This is a genomic window from Sphingobium chlorophenolicum, from assembly GCF_000722875.1.
Classification (GTDB): Bacteria; Pseudomonadota; Alphaproteobacteria; order Sphingomonadales; family Sphingomonadaceae; genus Sphingobium; species Sphingobium chlorophenolicum.
This window is the reverse complement of the sequence record NZ_JFHR01000010.1, coordinates 19,604-37,538: the sequence shown is the minus strand read 5'-3', so window position 1 is coordinate 37,538 and position 17,935 is coordinate 19,604. Positions and strand designations below refer to the sequence as shown.

Annotated in this window: 18 protein-coding genes; 10 read left to right on the top strand and 8 right to left on the bottom strand. The window is 64.8% G+C overall.

Annotation, left to right across the window (positions count from 1 at the left end; translation table 11 throughout):
- The first annotated feature begins 44 nt into the window (after positions 1–44).
- The 7 genes from BV95_RS06035 to BV95_RS06005 all read left to right on the top strand — a co-directional run bounded on the left by BV95_RS06035 (position 45) and on the right by BV95_RS06005 (position 7,020).
- Positions 45–1,178, top strand: coding sequence for an EstA family serine hydrolase (locus tag BV95_RS06035; protein WP_037448745.1), 1,134 nt, complete (start codon positions 45–47; stop codon positions 1,176–1,178).
- Positions 1,178–2,797: a GMC family oxidoreductase gene (locus tag BV95_RS06030; RefSeq protein WP_037448742.1), complete on the top strand. Its 1,620-nt coding sequence runs from the start codon at positions 1,178–1,180 to the stop codon at positions 2,795–2,797. Before BV95_RS06035 ends, BV95_RS06030 begins: the two co-directional genes overlap by 1 nt.
- A 35-nt stretch (positions 2,798–2,832) precedes the next feature.
- Positions 2,833–3,447, top strand: coding sequence for a TetR/AcrR family transcriptional regulator (locus BV95_RS06025; RefSeq protein ID WP_013849396.1), 615 nt, complete (start codon positions 2,833–2,835; stop codon positions 3,445–3,447).
- A 54-nt stretch (positions 3,448–3,501) separates the two neighbouring features.
- A complete protein-coding gene (locus tag BV95_RS06020; protein WP_037448740.1) occupies positions 3,502–4,743 on the top strand; it encodes a cytochrome P450 in 1,242 nt (413 codons plus the stop codon).
- Positions 4,744–4,766: 23 nt separating this feature from the next.
- Positions 4,767–5,084: a 2Fe-2S iron-sulfur cluster-binding protein gene (locus tag BV95_RS06015; protein ID WP_037448739.1), complete on the top strand. Its 318-nt coding sequence runs from the start codon at positions 4,767–4,769 to the stop codon at positions 5,082–5,084.
- A gap of 142 nt (positions 5,085–5,226) precedes the next feature.
- Positions 5,227–6,441 carry a cytochrome P450 gene (locus tag BV95_RS06010; protein ID WP_037448947.1) on the top strand — a complete coding sequence of 405 codons (1,215 nt, stop codon included), beginning with the start codon at positions 5,227–5,229 and terminating at the stop codon, positions 6,439–6,441.
- A gap of 45 nt (positions 6,442–6,486) precedes the next feature.
- Positions 6,487–7,020: a MarR family winged helix-turn-helix transcriptional regulator gene (locus BV95_RS06005; RefSeq protein ID WP_037448737.1), complete on the top strand. Its 534-nt coding sequence runs from the start codon at positions 6,487–6,489 to the stop codon at positions 7,018–7,020.
- A gap of 36 nt (positions 7,021–7,056) precedes the next feature.
- Here the strand turns inward: BV95_RS06005 and BV95_RS06000 are convergent, their stop codons facing one another.
- The 3 genes from BV95_RS06000 to BV95_RS05990 all read right to left on the bottom strand — a co-directional run bounded on the left by BV95_RS06000 (position 7,057) and on the right by BV95_RS05990 (position 9,575).
- Positions 7,057–8,031 (bottom strand): SDR family NAD(P)-dependent oxidoreductase, encoded by a 975-nt coding sequence (locus BV95_RS06000; protein WP_037448944.1) that lies wholly within the window; start codon positions 8,029–8,031, stop codon positions 7,057–7,059.
- Between the two features lie 150 nt (positions 8,032–8,181).
- Positions 8,182–8,976, bottom strand: a complete 795-nt coding sequence (locus BV95_RS05995) for an SDR family NAD(P)-dependent oxidoreductase (protein WP_037448734.1) — start codon at positions 8,974–8,976, stop codon at positions 8,182–8,184.
- Positions 8,977–8,987: 11 nt separating this feature from the next.
- Entirely contained in the window at positions 8,988–9,575 is a 588-nt protein-coding gene (locus BV95_RS05990; RefSeq protein ID WP_037448727.1) for an EthD domain-containing protein, read from the bottom strand.
- 82 nt (positions 9,576–9,657) lie between these two features.
- Here BV95_RS05990 and BV95_RS05985 point away from each other — a divergent pair, with 82 nt between their 5' ends.
- Positions 9,658–10,287 carry a TetR/AcrR family transcriptional regulator gene (locus BV95_RS05985; protein WP_037448724.1) on the top strand — a complete coding sequence of 210 codons (630 nt, stop codon included), beginning with the start codon at positions 9,658–9,660 and terminating at the stop codon, positions 10,285–10,287.
- Between the two features lie 157 nt (positions 10,288–10,444).
- Positions 10,445–11,236, top strand: a complete 792-nt coding sequence (locus BV95_RS05980; protein ID WP_037448722.1) for an SDR family oxidoreductase — start codon at positions 10,445–10,447, stop codon at positions 11,234–11,236.
- 308 nt (positions 11,237–11,544) lie between these two features.
- Here the strand turns inward: BV95_RS05980 and BV95_RS05975 are convergent, their stop codons facing one another.
- Positions 11,545–12,447, bottom strand: coding sequence for an NADP-dependent oxidoreductase (locus BV95_RS05975; protein ID WP_037448720.1), 903 nt, complete (start codon positions 12,445–12,447; stop codon positions 11,545–11,547).
- Between the two features lie 142 nt (positions 12,448–12,589).
- On the opposite strand from BV95_RS05975, the gene BV95_RS05970 reads away from it, so the two are divergent.
- The gene (locus tag BV95_RS05970) at positions 12,590–13,519 is read left to right on the top strand and encodes an SDR family NAD(P)-dependent oxidoreductase (RefSeq protein ID WP_037448718.1); all 930 of its coding nucleotides are present in this window, start codon (positions 12,590–12,592) and stop codon (positions 13,517–13,519) included.
- A gap of 238 nt (positions 13,520–13,757) precedes the next feature.
- Here BV95_RS05970 and BV95_RS05965 read toward each other — a convergent pair whose 3' ends face one another.
- The 4 genes from BV95_RS05965 to BV95_RS05950 form a co-directional block, all read right to left on the bottom strand.
- Positions 13,758–14,840 carry a phosphotransferase family protein gene (locus tag BV95_RS05965; RefSeq protein WP_037448715.1) on the bottom strand — a complete coding sequence of 361 codons (1,083 nt, stop codon included), beginning with the start codon at positions 14,838–14,840 and terminating at the stop codon, positions 13,758–13,760.
- Positions 14,837–15,763: a TauD/TfdA dioxygenase family protein gene (locus BV95_RS05960; RefSeq protein WP_037448712.1), complete on the bottom strand. Its 927-nt coding sequence runs from the start codon at positions 15,761–15,763 to the stop codon at positions 14,837–14,839. Before BV95_RS05960 ends, BV95_RS05965 begins: the two co-directional genes overlap by 4 nt.
- A gap of 81 nt (positions 15,764–15,844) precedes the next feature.
- Positions 15,845–16,750: an SMP-30/gluconolactonase/LRE family protein gene (locus BV95_RS05955; protein WP_037448711.1), complete on the bottom strand. Its 906-nt coding sequence runs from the start codon at positions 16,748–16,750 to the stop codon at positions 15,845–15,847.
- A 118-nt stretch (positions 16,751–16,868) separates the two neighbouring features.
- On the bottom strand, positions 16,869–17,873 hold the full coding sequence (locus tag BV95_RS05950) for a phytanoyl-CoA dioxygenase family protein (RefSeq protein ID WP_051749633.1): 1,005 nt from the start codon (positions 17,871–17,873) through the stop codon (positions 16,869–16,871).
- Positions 17,874–17,935 lie beyond the last annotated feature (62 nt).

Here is a 17,935-nt window from a genome sequence, read left to right as displayed (position 1 = left end):
AGCTGGCATCGAAGCCATGGCAAGCGGGAAAGGCGATTGGAAGGATGACGAAGGTCAACGACGCGGTGCAGGAAGTGCTGGACCGGCTTGTCGCGGAGGGCAAGGAAATCGGCATTCAGGTCAGCGCCTGGCTGGGTGAGGATCAGATTGTCGACTGCTGGTCGGGCGTCGCCGATCCCACAACGGGCAGGCCGGTCGACGGCGACACGCTGTTCAACGTCTATTCCGTGTCGAAGGCGGTGACCGCCACCGCCCTGCATATCCAGGCGGAACGCGGCCTGGTCGAATATGATGCGCCGGTCGCGGCCTATTGGCCCGAATTCGCGCAGGCCGGGAAGGGCGACGTCACCGTCCGCCACGTCCTGTCCCATGTGTCCGGCGTGCTGCGCATGCCGCCTGACGTGACGCCCGAACTGATGACCGACTGGGACTGGATGTGCCGCCGCATCGCGGAGATGGAGGGGGTCTATCCCGCAGGCAGCCGTTCCTCCTACCAATCCATGACCTTCGGCTGGATGGTGGGCGAAGTGGTGCGCCGGACCGATCCCGAACGCCGCCCCTTCGGCCAGTTCGTCAAGGAGGAGATTGCCGACCTGCTGGGCGCCACCGACCTGTGGATGGGCATCCCCGATGCCGTCGAGCCGCGCATCGCGAAGCTGGACGCCGCCGCAGTCTATGTCGCCCCCGACAATAATATGATGCGGCAGGCCCAGCCCCTGATCGTCGACCTGATGCCCGATCCGTTCGAACGCCCCTATGTGCGCCGCGCCTGCATCCCGGCCGTCGGCGGCATCTTCAGCGCGCGCAGCAACGCCCGCTTCTGGGCGATGCTGGCCAATGGCGGGCAGTTCAACGGCGTCCGCCTGCTGTCGGAGGAGCGCGTCGCCAGCTTCGCCGCCCCCCGCCCCCATTTCGAGGATGCCGATCCCGTCTTCTTCGGCATGGTCGTGCCCATCGCCTGGTCCGGCTTCTGGCTGGGCGGCGCGGAAAACCCGCCCGTATCCGCCCCGCGCAACATGCGCGCGCTCTGCCATCCGGGCATGGGCGGCAATATCGGCTGGGCCGACCCGGACAGCAAATTGGCGGTCGGCATCTGCCACAATCGCATGTTCGACACGATCGACATAGCGGAAGACAGCCGCACCATCATCGGCGACGTCATCCGGGCGACCCTGTGATGACCTATGATTATATCATCGTCGGCGGCGGTTCGGCCGGTTGCGTGCTGGCCGACCGCCTGTCGGAAAATCCGTCGAACAGCGTTTTGCTGCTGGAGGCGGGACCGGACGACCGCAACCCCTTCATCCACATGCCGCGCGGCGCCGCCAAGCTCTACACCGACCCCCGCCATGTCTGGTATTTCCAGACCGAAGGACATGAAGCCATTCCGTCCGAAACCTGGATACGCGGCAAGATGCTGGGCGGCTCCTCCTCGGTCAACGGCATGATGTATTTTCGCGGCCAGCCCGAAGATTATGACGGGTGGGAAGCGCTGGGCGCGAAAGGCTGGGGCTGGAACAGGATCGGCCCGGCCTTCCGCGCCATGGAAGGCCATGAACTGGGCAGCGACGGCGTGCGCGGGGGAGAGGGTCCGCTACGCATCTCCGTGGAACCGATGCGCGACCCGCTGACCGAAGCCTTCATCGCGGCGGGCGAGCAGATGGGCGTGCCCCGCGTCGCCGATCTCAACCGGTCGGGCCGCGCTGGCGTCGGCTACACCCCGCGCACCATCTGGAAGGGCAAGCGGCAGAGCGCGGCGCAGACTTTCCTGAAGCGGGCGCGCGGCAGGGCCAATCTGCGCATCGTCACCGGCGCGATCGTCGACAAGGTCCTGTTCACCGGCCGCCGCGCAACCGGCGTTCGCGCCAATGTAAACGGCGCCATCCGGGACTTCTCCAGCGGCCGCGACATCATCGTCAGCGCCGGCGCGCTGATGTCGCCGCAAATCCTCCAGCGCTCCGGCATCGGCGCCGCCGCATTGCTGCGTGGCCTGGGCATCCCCGTCGTCGCCGACAGTCCCGGCGTGGGCGAACATATGCTGGAACATCGCCTGCTCTCCATGGTCTACGACCTTGCCGTACCGCACAGCCAGAACAAGGATCTGGCGGGCCTGAAACTGGTCGGCAACGTGCTGCGCTATTACCTCACCCGCACCGGGCCGATGGCGGCGGGCTATGGCAATGTCGGCGCCTTCGCGACCGTGTTGCCGGAATCGGAGACGCCGGACATCGAAATCCTGCTGTCCCCCGCCGTCGCCGCGCCGGACGAAAGGGGCAATATGGCCATCGATCCGGCGCACAGCATCACCCTGTTCGGCTACCCCCTGCGCTCCCGCAGCGAGGGGTCGGTACGGATTACCGCGTCCGATCCGCTAGCCCCCGCCCGGATCAGCGCGGGCTACCTGACCGATCCCTATGATTGCGCGGTCACGGTGGCGATGCACCGCTATCTGCGCGACTGGATGGCCCGGCCCGCCATCGCGCCGATGATCGCGGGGGAGCGCGAACCGACCCGCTCGCTCCAGACCGACGATGAAATATTGTCGGCCTTCCGCCAGATCGGCCAGGCGGGCTATCATGCCTGCGGAACCTGCCGCATGGGCGATTTCGACGATGCGGTGCTGGACGAAAAACTGCGCGTGAAGGGCGTGGACGGCTTGCGCGTCATGGATGGATCGATCATGCCTACGATGGTTTCGGCCAATACCAACGGACCGATCATGGCGTCGGCGTGGAATGCGGCCGATATAATCTTGGCCGATATAAATCTTGGAGGGTCGCAATCGCTAAAATCCTGACAGCCGAAACGGTCGCCGCCGAAGATGACGGGCGCGTGCGGCGGCGGCGGCGCACGCGCGAGGATGTGGTCCAGCGCATCTGCGACGCGGCGCGGCAATTATTCGCCGAACGCGGCTATGGCGGCACCACGACGCGGGAAATCGCGCGTCTGGCCGATGTCAGCGAAACTCTGCTGTTCCGCTATTATGGCGACAAGGCCGGGCTGTTCAACGCAGTGGTGATCGCGCCGTTCGACACGCTGATGGCCGACTTCGTGGAACTGCATCCCGATCCCACCGCAGCCTTCCCCCGGCAGGCGGAGACGCGCCGTTTTACCCGGCAGGTCTATGAATTGTTCGAAGGCAATGAGGCGATGTTCCGCGCCCTTCTGGCCGGACCGCCAACCGGCGGCGAGGAAGCGGCGCCGGGTCTACGCGGCCTTGCGCCCTTTTTCGAACAGTCGGTCGATCAGGTCCGCCAACGCTATGCGCTGGCGGGGATCGAACCGCCCTTCGACCTCGGCATCGGCGTGCGCCTGGGGTTCGGCATGATCGCCGCCAGTGTGATTTTGCGCGACGCTCTCTTCCCCGACCCGCCCGGCCGCGAAGCCGTGCTGGACGTGCTGGAACAGTTGATCGCCCAGTCTCTGGTGGGGCCGCCGATCGATTGACAGCAGCGGCGGGCAGATTTATGTAGCATATGCTGTATAGGAGATATTCCAGCCATGGAAACCGCCGTCAGAATTCAGGAATATGACGATCCGAGCTACGATCCGTTCGGCGCGGACGACCTCAATTTCGGGGATATGCTCGATCCCTATCCGGAGATCGCGAAATGGCGGGCGCAGGCCCCGGTGCTGGAGGGCGACTATCGCCCCAAAATGGGCCTGCAATCCGCCACCTATCCGGATCGCAAGATGTTCACGGTGGTCGGTTCGGACGAGATATTGACGGTCCTGACCGACACCGACCGCTTTTCCAACCATGGCTATAAATTCAACATCGGCGAGACGTTTGGCCAGGGCAGCATCAGCGTCATGGACAATCCCGAACATGGCCGCTGGCGGAAAATCTTCCAGAAGATCTTCCTGCCCCAATATGTGAAGCTATGGGGTGAAACCATCGTCGATCCGGTGGTTCACAAGTTGATGGACAAGTTCGTGGGCACCGGCCGCGCCGACCTTATCGAACAATTCACCCTGCTCTATCCTTTCGAGGTGATATACCAGCAGCTCGACCTACCGGAATCGGATGTAAACACATTTCAGCGACTGGCCATTGGCCAGACCGACTATATGCACATCGACAAGGCGCAGGAGGCATCACGCAAGCTGGGCGAATATTTCACCGCCCTGGTGGATGAACGGCGGCGCAATCCCGGCGACGATCTGGTCAGCCTGCTCGCCAATACCGAAGTGGATGGCGATTATCTGCCGCCTCTGGTGCTGATCTCCTTCCTGCGGCAATTGATGAACGCGGCGGGCGACACCACCTATCGCGGCACCAGCGTGCTGTTGACGGCGCTGCTGGAAAATCCCGACCAGCTCGACGCGATCCGGGCGGACCGCAAGCTCATTCCCGTCGCGATCGAGGAAGCACTGCGCTGGGACGGCCCCGTGGCCGTGCAGCTTCGCATGGCGAAACAGGATGTCGTGCTCGGCGGACTGGAAATCCCGGCCGGATCGCTGCTCGACGTGGTGGCGGGCGCGGCCAATCGCGACCCGGCGATCTTCCCCGATCCCGACAGGTTCGACATTTTCCGGGAACGCAAGGCCCATTTCTCCTTCTCTCGCGGGCCGCATATCTGCGTGGGCCAGCATCTGGCGCGGGTGGAGATGACCCGCGCGCTGCATGCGGTGCTGGACAACCTGCCCAACCTGCGCTTCGACCCCGACAGGCCGCGCCCGGAAATTCGCGGTACGATGATGCGCGTGCCCAAGCATCTCCATGTCCGCTTCGGCGACTGACATTCACTATCCAGGAACCCTATATGCCCAATATAATTGTCACGACCCGCGACGGCGCGGAAAGGGAAATTGCCGCCGAAACCGGGCTGTCCCTGATGGAAGCGATCCGCGATGCCGGTATCGACGAGATGCTGGCGCTTTGCGGCGGATGCTGCTCCTGCGCGACCTGCCATGTGAAGGTCGATCCGGCCTTCGCCGCCCTGTTGCCCACGGTCAGCGAGGATGAAAGCGATCTGCTCGACAGTTCGGAACATCGCGACGCCTATTCGCGCCTGTCATGCCAGATTCCGCTGACGGCCGAACTGGATGGCCTGCGCATCGCGATCGCGCCGGAGGATTGAGGGGGGCCGCAAGGCCGGGATTTGCGCTGCATATCACGCCTGTGAAATCTTGGCCTGCGGTCGGGCGCGGTGCTTGTCGCGTCCCTTCCCGGCAGGCAGCTTATTGGGGAGAGGAAAGAAAATGAGCGCTGACGTGACAAGCATGACAGAAGGCGGGCTGGCCCCGCGTCCGGACCATGTCCCGGCCGATCTGGTGCGCGATTTCAACATTTATGACGTCCCCGGCGCGGCCGAGGATGTGCAGGCGGCCTATGCCGCGATCCAGCAGGCCAATCCCGATATCTTCTGGACCCCGCATAATGGCGGCCACTGGGTCGCGACGCGGGGCGAAGACATTTTGGCGATGCAGCGCGACTATCATCATTTTTCGCACAAGCACATCGTCCTGCCGCCCATGCCGGAGGGTACGCAGCGCCAGATCCCGCTGGAAATGGACCCGCCCGAACATGCGCGGTACCGCCGTCCCCTGATGCAATCGCTGATGCCCGCGGTCGTCGGGGAACTGGAGAGCAAGGTGCGCGATGTCGCGGTGGAGGCGATCGAGCGCGTCCTGCCGCAGGGCGAATGCGAATTTATCGAGGATTTCGCCAAGATTCTGCCCATCCACGTCTTCCTCGAACTGGTCGACCTTCCCCTTTCCGACAAGCATCGCCTGCTCCCCATTGCGGAGCGTTCGGTGCGCGGCCGCACCGCCGAAATCCGGTTGCAGGCGCAACAGGAAATGGGCGGCTATCTACTTGGCGAGATTCGCGCCCGCCGTGAAAATCCCGGACAGGATCTGCTCAGCAAGCTCGTCAACGTAAATGTCGGCGACGGCCGCATTTCCGAAATGGAGGCGGTCAGCTACGCAACGCTGGTGTTATTCGGCGGGCTGGACACCGTCGCCGGGATGATCGGTTTCATCGCCCGCTTCCTGGCGATGAATCCCGGCCATAGACGGCAACTGGTCGAACGGCTGGACGACGAAGCCTTCGTCAAACATGCGATAGAGGAAATGATCCGTCGCCATGGCCTTGCCAACACTGCCCGCGTGATCGCCGAAGACTTCGAATATGGCGGCGTATATTTCCGGGCGGGCGACCGCATCCTCCCCGCCAATCTTTGGGTGGGACTGGACGACCGGATCAATGAAAATCCGCTGGTGGTGGATTTCGACCGGGACAGGCCGGTGCACGCGGCGTTCGGCAACGGTCCCCACGCCTGCCCCGGCGCGGTCCTGGCCCGCCGCGAAATCCGCATCTTCCTCCAGGAATGGCTGAGCCGCATCCCCGATTTCCACATCAAACCAGACACGAAGCCGGTGCTGGCGACGGGCATGGTCAACGGCGTGCTCCGCCTCGACCTGTGCTGGCCCTGAACCAGCGCCCGTCGCCTGCATGCCGGATGAAGGACGGCGCGAACCATGCCTCGCAAGCCTGTTGACCAACTCAACGCGGGCCGTTCCTTCTACGCCCGCCGCATGCCCGGCACGGAAAGCGAGCATTTCGGCCCGCTCTGGCATTTCTTCACGGTCGGGCATCTGGTCACGACCGATCTGGACAGCATCGCCGGCAAGCTGGGGTGCAGTTTCGCCGATCTGGACCTTCTCGGCACGCTGGCGATCGATCAGGAAAGGCCGCACCGCGCCACCGATCTGGCGTCCACCCTCTATGTCTCCGACGCCGTAGTTTCGACCAGGATCGCGCGCCTGGAAAAGGACGGCCTGCTGGAAAGGCGCCGCAACGCCGAAGACCGGCGCGCCTTCGACCTGTTCCTGACACCCAGGGGTCACGCCCTTATCGAACGCGCCATCGTCGATATCGCCGCGCAATCGAAGCTGGTCCGCTTCTTCCGCCAACTCAGCGCCGCCGACCGGCAGACGCTGTCCCGCCTGCTGGGCGACCTGCACCAGCGCTTCGACCGCGAATTTATCGGCGGCCCCTACAGCGATCGCTAGGACCAAAGCCCGGCCCACCGGACCGGGCGCATTCCATCAGATCAGCCCCTGACGCCGCGCCGCGTCGGCAACGGCGGTGAACTCGTCATAGACGGTCAGTGGCTCATGCGCGACCGCGCCGTCCGTGATGGCGTTCCAATGCGCCGCGACATCCTCCACGCTGGGCGGCGTGGAACCCATCGGCGCGACCCAGCCGTCCGCGGCGCAGATGCGCACCTTGGCGTAGCGGCCGCTATTCTGCGAATAAATGCCATGGGTCGATGTGCATTGCTCGCTGACCAGATAGACGGCGAGCGGCGTATTGAACGGCACTTCGACGCGCCCGTCGCTCGCGGCATAATCAGCGTTCTGCACCGCTTGCGCGAAGGCGGGGATTTCCATGAAACCGGCATCCATCTCCGCCGCCAGCCGGGACTGCGCCGTGGGCATCAGCAGGTTCGACGTGATGCCATAGGCCGACCCTTCAATGGCGACGATATGGCTAAGGCCCATAAGCCCGCCCTTGGCCGCCGCATAATTGGCCTGCCACGCATGGCCGAACATGGCGGAGGCCGAACCTGTGAAAAGAAACCGGCCATAACCGTTCCGGCGCATCGCCCTATAGGCAGGCTGGGCGACATAGATCGCCCCCTTCAGATGCACGTCGATGATCACATCGATCTGCTCGTCGGTCAGATCCTCGAACCGGCCATTGCGCAGAAAGCCCGCATTGTTGATGCAGATATCGACTTTCCCGAAGGCGTCGAGGGCGGTCTGGACGATGCCCGCACCCCCCTGACGGGTCGACACGCTGTCATAATTGGCGACGGCCTCCCCGCCATTGTCGCGAATTTCCTGCACCACCAGGTCGGCCGCATTATGCGACCGGCCCTGCCCCGATCCGCTGCCGCCCAGATCGTTGACCACGACCTTCGCCCCGCGCCGGGCAAGCTCCAACGCATAGTCCTTGCCCAGGCCATTGCCCGCCCCGGTGATGATCGCCACGCGGCCGTCGAAACTTATCTCGGTCATATGATCCTCTTCATCCATTCTGTTCTGGCCCGGCGCGTTCCCCACCGATGAGCAGCCGCGAGCGAAAGCGGACCCGATCCTATCCGCTCGCCGGACGGACGCCACCTGGCGGAAAAAAGATCGGCTATTCGATGAATGAGCACGGGATGCTCAGTTCACGCCCTGCACCTGCCCGCCATCGACGCGAATATTGGCGCCGGTCATGTAACCCGCATGCTGACTGGCGATCATGCAAACGGCATGGGCGATCTCCTCGACCCGGCCGATCCGCCCGACCGGGATCGGCGTCAATTCGCGCGCGGCGCGGATTTCCGCCTCCTCCAGCGAAATATCCCCCCACCCCATGTTGCGCTTCAGATTGCCCAACCAGGCCTCGACTGCCGGAGTCAGGATCATGCCCGGACTGACGCTGTTCGCGGTGACGCCGCATGGCCCCAATGCCTTCGCCAGACTGACGGTCATGTTCAGCATCGCCGCCTTCGCCGCGCCATAGTCGGGACCGAAGGCGATGGGCTGCGTGGCCGCCGCGCTGGCGACATTGATGACGCGGCCCCACCCCTTGGCCTGCATCGTGGGCAGCAGGCGCCGGATCATGCGCGCGGCGGCGATGGCGTTGAGCTGATAGGTTCCTTCCCAGCCCGTTTCATCCACCTCCGTCCAATGCATGGCCGACGTGCCGACGGCCCCGCCCGCATTGTTCACCAATATGTCGACATCCCCGGCCGCCGCCGCCACCGCATCGGCGCCCGCATTGGTCGAAAGATCGCCGATCGCCACGCTGGCGCCGCCGCCGATCGATGCAGCCACCGCGCGCGTCTTGTCCGCGTCGCGGCCATGCACCACGACGGTGCAGCCCTCCGCCGCCAGAAGCCGCGCTATCCCCGCGCCAATGCCCGAACTGCTGCCCGTCACCAGCGCCCGCCTGCCTGCCAGCCCAAGGTCCATGCCGTCTCTCCCTATGCTTTCACGATATGCTCGATGGCGGTCATGGTGGCGTAATCGCTGACGAACTCAGCGACGTCCGCCCCTATGACCGCAATGTCCTCCGCGCTTCTGAACAGCCCGTCGCGCAGCGCCGCCTCGCTTGGAAAATGAAGATGCGCCATGCCGAACCACGGGGCCGCAGGCGAAAGGCGATCCTGCACATAGCGATTCATGCCGACATGAATCTCGCAGGCCAGCGGGATATGCTCGTCCCAGTGCCGCTCCACCTCCGTGCGCGGCAGGCCATCGATGGCGCGAATGAAGGAAAGCTGCGAAAGGCCCGGCGTGACGCCGACCGACAGCGGTTCCGCCGCAGGCTTGCCCACAACCTGCGTGGAGGATCGAACCTCCGCCTGATCCCAATCGGCGCGGAAGCTGTCCGCATCGACCGCAGCGTCGGACCAGAGTTCGATCACCGCATCGTAAACCGGCGGCACTGGAGCGGGCAGGCCGACATGCACGACAATCCGTTCGGCCGCCATGGCCCAGGGCTGGATCATCGCCCATCGCGCCGGAGATTGCGCCGTTCGCGGCCCGCGCAAAAGAATGACGCTTTTCATCTTCCCTCTCCCTCATCGCTCTTGCGCAACCGAATCGCATTAATTAAAATAAACGGTATAGTTTTATTTTATCGGAGCAAGCGTGCCGGACGAAGCCATCGCAAAACCACGCCGGGGCAGGCCGACAAATGCCGACGCCCCCGTGCGCGAGGCTGAATTGATCGACGCTGCGGCGCGCGCCTTTCTGAAGCATGGCTATGCCGGGGCCAGCATGGATCATATCGCCATGGCCGCCAGGGTCAGCAAGGCGACCATCTACGCCCGCTTCGGCAACAAGACGGCCTTGTTCGAGGCGGTCGCCCTCCACACCGTCTCTTCCATGCGCAGCGATGTCCGCAACATCGCGACCGAAGGGCGGGAGCCTGCCAATGTGCTGACGGATTTTGCCCTGCGCATCGCCGGCGAAGTGGCGGAGGCGGAACGGATCGCCCTGCTCCGGCTCGCCATCGCGGCGAAGGAGCGTTTCCCTGACATAGCCCGACGCCTGCACAGCCATATCGCCGATACGGTCGCGCCGATCACCGCCTATCTCACCCAGTTGCGGGGGGCGGGGTACAGGATCGACGATCCCGCGCTGCTGGCGCAGCATTTCATCAATCTCGCCAATGGCGGGCTGCGGTTCCTGCTGACCGACGACTTCGCGGAAGAGGCGTTTCGCCGGACATGGGCCAGCGGCGTGGTGGCGCTGTTCCTGCGCGGGATGGAAGGGTGAATAACGGTATGCGCGCCGTTTCATGGGGCTGAGCATCAAGGATGCGTTGCATATGCCCTCCCCGCGCCTGCCCGATTGCTGGCCGCTGATTTTTCTGGAACGCCGGACGGCAACAGGGCGAGACGCCACGCAGCCCGGACGATCGAGGAGATGAGCAATGAGGCGCTGGCTGATCACGGGCATTTCAAGCGGCATCGGCGCGGCGCTGGCAAAGGCCGCACTGGCGCGGGGCGACCATGTCGTCGGCTCCGCCCGCACGGAAGAAGCAAGCGCCGCATTCGAGGCAGGGGGTGCGGGACGCGCCACAGGCATCGTCGCGGACATGAGCGACCCCGCGCAAGTCGCCGCGCTGGCCGACCGGGCGCTGGCCGCCGGGCCGGTCGACATAGTGGTCAACAATGCCGGGCAAAGCCTGTTCGGCGCGGCCGAAGAAGTCGATCTGGACGATGCGCGCAACCTGTTCGAGGTGAATTTCTTCGGCCCCTGGGCGCTGACCCAGGCGCTGCTGCCGCATTTCCGTTCCCGTGGATCGGGCACGATCGTGCAGCTATCGTCCGGCTGCGGCCTCAATGGCACGCCGGGCCTCAGCGCCTATTGCGCCAGCAAATTCGCGTTGGAAGGGTTGACCGAAACGCTGGCGCTGGAGGTCGCGGCCTTCGGCATCCGCGCCATGCTGGTGGAACCGGGCGCAATCGCCACCCGCTTCATCAGCCACGGCACGCAGGAGGCGCAGGTCCGCATTGCCGATTACGACTTCCTGTCGGGTCAGGGCAAGGCGGTGCTGGACGGCTATTATGCCACCGCCGCCAGCCCGCCGGAATTGGTCGCGGACGCCATATTGACGGCGCTGGATGGCGAAACGCTGCCCCTGCGCCTGCCAGTAGGCGACGATATGCGCGGCGCGCTGGCGCACAAGGCTGCGGCGTTCGCCGCTCTGGCCGACAGATGAGGGGACGTGGGGAAAGCCGCGCCGCTTATTCAGGGCCTGAACTGAATCCCCACCCTAGGCAGCGTGGACAAATTCGAGACTCGCCGGACTGAGTGATTTGGGTGGAAAACGGACCTATCCTATTCCTCCCCATCGATAGATGGGGAGGGGGACCGGCCGAAGGCTGGTGGAGGGGAAGGGGGCACGACCTCCGAATTTCCCCTCCACCACTCGCTTCGCGAGCGGTCCCCCTCCCCACGCTGCGCGTAGGGAGGAATTTAGCGACCGCCATTGGCCATTTCCCGACATCTCGAATTTGTCCACACACCCTAATTCGTCAGAATGACCTTGCCATTCAATCCACCCGCCTCGACCAATCGCTGCGCTTCCGCCGCCTGGTCGAGCGGCAGGATGCAGGCGATAGGCACCGCGACTTTGCCCGCCGCGACGGCGGCGGCAAGGCGCGCGGCGTCGGGACCGCTGGGGATGACGGCGAAGAATTCCGGCGCGGCAGGCAATCCGTCGCCGGGGATCGGCGTCGTGGCGGCTGTCAGCAACCGGCCGCCGCGCCTCAGGTGACGGCACAGCCTCCCCACCGCCGCGCCGCCCACCGTGTCGATGACATGATCGAAGGACGCCCCGTTCCAATCCTCCTCGCCCAAGGCGATCACCTCCTCAGCGCCCAGAGCGCGAACGGCATCGCGATGCGCCGCCCGGACGGCGGCGATGACATGGACGCCCCGCTCCTTCGCCGCGAACAGCGCGAAACGGCCGACAGCGCCAAGCGCGCCCGTCAGCAGCAGCCTCTGGCCCGCCTGAAGATCCAGACCCCGTTCCACCATTTGCAACCCCGTCAGGCCAGCGGTAGGAATCGCGGCGGCGGTCGGCAGATCAAGGCCATCGGGCACCCGCGCCAGATGATCGGCGGCCACCGCGACCATCTCCGCATAGCCGCCCTTGCGGAACGGGTCGAGCATGCCGAAAACCCGCTCGCCCGGCGCAAAACCCTCGCCGTCCACGACTTCGCCCGCCACGTCATAGCCCAGAATATGGGGGAAACCGACCGGCGCGAAACTCTCGAACATGCCCGCGCGCCATTTGCCGTCAGCCGGATTGACGGCCGCCGCCGCGACCCGCACCAGCACTTCCCCCGGCTGCGGCCGGGGCGGCGGTAGATCGGCCGGCTCCAACACGTCCGGGCCGCCATGGCGGTTGATGACGATCGCCTTCATCACTCCAACTCCTTTTCGGGCGATCTTGTGGCGAAACCGGGCCTCATCGCAAAGCGCGCCACCCGAAATCATCACGTCGGTGATTAGGGCCTCAGGGTGCGAGCGGCTACTCTCCCCGGCAAAATCGAAGGGAGATTGGACTATGCAAAGACTGAAGGGCAAGGTCGCCGTCGTGACCGGCGCGGGCCGCAACATCGGCCGGGCCGAAGCGATGCTGCTGGCGGAGCAGGGCGCGAAGGTCGTCGTCAACGATCTGGGCGGCGGCCCCTATGGGACGGAGGGCGCCGATGCATCGCTTGCCGAAGCCGTCGCGCAGGAAATCCGCGATGCAGGCGGCGAAGCGATCGGCCAATGTTCCAGCGTCGCGACACGCGAAGGCGGGGAGGCGGCGGTCCAGGCCGCCATCGACACGTTCGGGCGGATCGACATTCTCGTCAACAATGCGGGCATCGTCCGCCCGTCCCGCATAGACCGGATGACGGATCAGGACTGGAACCTCTGCATGGACGTCAGCCTGACCTCCAGCTTCTACACCTGCCGGGCGGCGGCGGCGCATATGATCGCCCGGCGTTCCGGCGCGATCGTCAATACGGGGTCGCCGTCAGGCTTCGGCCATTGGGGCATGGCCAATTATTCGGCGGCGAAGGAAGGTCTTCTGGGCTTCACCCGCACCATAGCGCGGGATCTGGGCGAATTCGGCATCCGAGCCAACCTGATCCGCCCGGTATCCCACCTGACGGGCACGCATACGCCCGAAATAGACGAGACCATCGCTGAATCGGCGCGGCTGGGCATTCCCCTGCTGTGGAACAAGCCAATGGCCCAGCCGCGCATGACCGCCCTGCCCGCCCATGTCGCGGCGCTGGTCGTCTGGCTATGCACCGATGCCGCGAGTCATGTCAGCGGCCGCGACTTCTACATTCAGGGTGATGAAGTGGCCCTGATCCCCGAACCCGAAGCGATCCGCACCAGCATCCATCCCGACGGATGGACGCTGGACGCATTCGACGAGCAGGCGAACCGCGACTATCTGTTCGGATCGATCCAGAATCGCTTCGTGCGGACAGCCTAGGGTGTCTGGACCGGACTGAGTGATTTGGGTGGAAAGCCGACCTACCCTATTCCTCCCCATCGATAGATGGGGAGGGGGACTGCCGCTGAAAGCGGTGGTGGAGGGGAAGATACGCAGGTCACGCCATTTCCCCTCCACCATGCTTCGCATGGTCCCCCTCCCCACGCTTCGCGTAGGGAGGATTAAGAGCGTCCGCTAATACCCATCCCCCGACATTCCAAATTCATCCCCACACACCCTAAAGCGGACCAACCGGCGGGGCGACATGATCGACCGCCGCCCAGCCGAAACGCGGCGCGGTGGCGACGTTATTCTCCTCCACCTGCCATTCCACCGGATTCACCATCCAGTAGAACAGCCCATAGACGATATGGGCGCGGATGGCCCGCCACGCCTCCTCCCCGGACGGCGGATTGGCCACTCCATGACGGCCCAGCGCGGCAAGATAGCCCGCAACCAGCCCCTTCTCCCAAGCCCGCCGATCCAGCGGATCAAGCGCGGAAATGTAGAAATAGGCCACATCATGCGCCCAATGGCCACGGCGCGTCGTCTGCCAGTCCAGAAAACCGGGCCGCCCCTCACGGCTAAGGTACATATTGCCCAGATGCGCATCGCCATGGATCACGCAGCGCGGCCCCTGCTCCCCGAAACGGCGCAGTTCCTGCAACGCCGCATGAACCCGCTCCCGGTCACGACACAGCGCCGGAATGCCGAGCGACCGCGGCAATCCCATATAATGCGCCCATGTCTCAGGCTGGAGCTGCCCCCGCCCGAAATCGCCCCATGCCTCATCCGGCAACGGATCATGGCGCATCAGCCAGCCCAGTTCGCCATCGTCCGCCAACGCCGGACTGTCCCACCAGCGCGCATGCAGCGCGGCCAGGTCGTCAAGGAAGGCCGCCGCCTGATCGCGGGTCAGCGGCTGCTGCACGCGGCAGATATGGGCGCCCGCCGGCCGCAAATCCTCCATCACGACCATCCCCTGATCGTCATTCGCCGCCGCGTAGAGGATTTGCGGCAAACCCAATGTCAGACGCGGCGCCAACTCCGCGAAAAAGCGCGCCTCCGTCTGGTAGCAGAATTTCACCAGTTCCCGATGCTCGGCAAGGCCCGCCTTGATGCACAGACCCTGCGGCAGGCCATGCGCCCGCCCCGCCTCGTCATAGGTCGCCGTCACCATCATCTTGGTGCCCGTACCCCAGAGAATCTCGTTGATCTCAAGCCGCTCCACCCGCGTTCCGGGATAGCGCGGCGCCAGCACATCGCCCAGCCATTGGGCGGTGACATCCTCCGGGACCAGCGGCAACCAGGGTTCGTTCACGCCGCCGCCTCCATCTGCAATTTCCGCCCCAGCCCATAATCGCCCATGATGGTCGTGCGCTGCATGATCCGCACCTCGTCGGGCGCCGCGCCGGTCACGCAATGGACCATGCGCCAATTGTCCCAAAGCAGCATCTCGGACGGCTGCCAGCCATGATAATAGGCCGGACAATCGACCAGATGGTCGACCAGCCGTTGCAGCAAGGCATGGCCTTCCTCATCGTCATGGCCCAGAATATGCAGCGCGCCGAAGGGCGAGATGTTCAGCACCTTGCGCCCGGTATCCGGCTGGGTGAAGACCATCGGATGCACGACCGGCGGGAAGTCGCTGTCCAGGCGCGGCCCCACCGACTTTTCGAAATCGCCCACCCGGATCGTGCGCACCCGGCTCCGGGTGCCATAGCGCGAATAGCCCGGATTGACGGTCAACTGATAGACGATCTCCAGATGCTCGATCCGGGCCTTCAGTTCCTCCGGCAACAGGGCATAGGCCTGGACCTGATCGATGAAGCCCGTCTGGCCGCCCCAACTGGAAATCCGTTGCGCGGTCAGCACTCCGCCATGATTGATCCGGTCGGTGAAGACCAGATCCGAATGCCATGGCAGGAAGGCGATGGATGGCTTCCCGTCGACCTCGAACAATCCTTCCTTATGCTGGTCGGACACCAGCGTGATGAGTTCCGGCATGCCCTCCGTCACCAGTTCGCGCACCGGATGCACCTCCAGCTCCCCGAAGACGCGGCTGAGCGCGATTTGAAATTCCGGGGTCACTTCGCTCCCGCGAAAAACCATCAGCCCGTCATTAAGCCAATAGTCGCGCAATTCCCGGCGCACCGCCTCCCGCTCTATATCGCCGGGCGTCAGCCCGATGACTTCGCGGCCAAAGCCCAGCCCTTCGCGAAGGGGATTGATCCGATATGCCATGCTTGCCTCTCCTATATTCATTCTTTCATGATCTTGCCGCGCGGCGCGGCGACATTCCCCGCCTGCCCCGATCCACAATGTTCATGCCGTGAAGGCCAGCGGCAGGCCCGGCCGGGGCCACCGCCCCCGCAGCAACCGGCCCGTCCCGGCTGCCGTGATCCAGGCGTCCCTGCCGTCCTCGCCGCCAAAGGCTATATTCGTGACCATCGCGTCATCGACCGGCACCTGATCGTACGCGCCGGTAGCGGGATCGACGATGGTGATCCCGCCCCGAATGATGGACCCGATGCAGACAAGCCCATTGGCCTCCACCGCCAGGCTGTCGAACAGGATATGGCCGGATGCCGTGGCCACGACTTCGCCCGGCGCGCCGGGATAGTCGCGCAGCCGTCCCGCTCCCGTGATTTCCGCGCGCCACAAGCGGCTGCTCAAAGTGTCGGTCCAATAAAGCCAGCGGCCGTCCGGCGACAGGCCGATGCCATTGGGCGAAAGCAGGCCGGATCGAACCCGGCAAATGGCGCTGCCGTCGGCAAGCGCATGATAGATCCCGCCATAGCGCTTGGCGTCCGGCGTGCTCGTGCCATGATCCGTGAACCAGAATCCGCCGTCCGCGCCGAAGACGATGTCGTTGGGGGCGAGCAGCCGCTTGCCGTCGGCATGGGTATAGAGGCTGGTCGCCGCGCCGCTGTCCAGGTCCACGCGCTGGATGGAACCGCCCACATAGCGTTCGGGCGCAAGGGCGACGGACAACTGCCCGTCTGTCAGCGCGCAGTCGAAACCGCCGCCATTATTGCAGATATAGACCGCGCCGTCCGGGCCGATCGCCGCGCCGTTGGGACCACCGCCCAGATCGGCGACCAGAGCGATCCTTCCATCAGGCCAGACGCGGCTGAGATGCCCGGTCCCCACTTCCACCACCAGCGCCGTGCCGTCGGAAAGCGCAACCGGTCCTTCCGGGATCAACAGGCCGCTTGCCGCTACATTCATGCGCCTCTTCCCACTGCCGCCTTTGCACGGTCAGGTAGAGAGGATCGCCCCCGTTCCGGCAATATTTTCACGCGGGCAGGACCAATGCATCACAAGTCCGTAGGGCGCGCGCCGGACCTCAATGCTGCGGACGGATGAAAGTGGCGGTGCCGTGGTCGGACGCGACATAAACGGGGTCGCCGATCTTCACCAGTTGCGGAATTTCCTCCAGCGCCAGCGGCATGCCGGTCAGCCGCCCCCGCGTAATCCGGCAGAATGTGTCATCGTCGATGCGGAAGGTGCGCCGCTCACCGGCGTCCGTGGCGATGGTAATGGCGCAGGCATCAAGCGCCGCGACCGTCCCCACGGTCGGGATATTGCCCGATTTCGGCATGCCGCGAATGTCCATCGACAGGCGGAAATAGCGGTCCGACCGATTGGCAAGCCCGCTATGGGGCGTTTCCAGGCTGAACACCAGCAGGTCGCCGGGTTGATAGAGGGCGCGACACCATGCTTCGACTGGGATCACATCGTCGCCTATGCCCTGGGGCGGCCGGGGGAAATCATCCATGCGGGGCCGGTGCAGCCCCTCCGCCACGGCCAGACCGCCCGTTTCCTCATCGATGGGCGCCAGCGGCATCCAGCAGATTTTCAGCGGCAGCCCCTTATTGTTGGGACCGTCGCAATGGACGAAGTTGAAGCGCGTGCTGTCCCGGCCGGTCCCCGGCGGCAGGGCGTGATATTCGGTATTGGGCACCCAAAAGACCTCCTCACCGAATAATTGCTCGAAAAAGGCGCGGATCGCGGGTTCCGCCACGAACTGGTCGCGCGGATAGCGCGCCAGCAGCGGATCGGTCCTTGGGGTGCCATCGTTGCGGATCGGAAAATCGTCGAGCGGCGCGCCATTATGCACGGCGGCATCCTCGCATGTCGGGTCGATGACCCCCAGATCGCGCAGCACCTCCAGATAGACGGCCCGCAACCGGCCGACCGCATCCTTGTCCAGCACGTCGCGGAAAAACCAGTAGCCGTCCCGCTCCCACGCCGCGTCCAGCGCCGCGCGGTCGCCCAACAGATGATTGGCGGTCTTCAATTCCCGCATCGGCGGCGTGTCGGGCGAGGTGGAAGTAATCATGTCGGCCATGTCCGGTCTTTCCATTAGCGTCCGTGAACAGGCTGCCCCGTCTGGCGGCGGGGCAGCCTTAA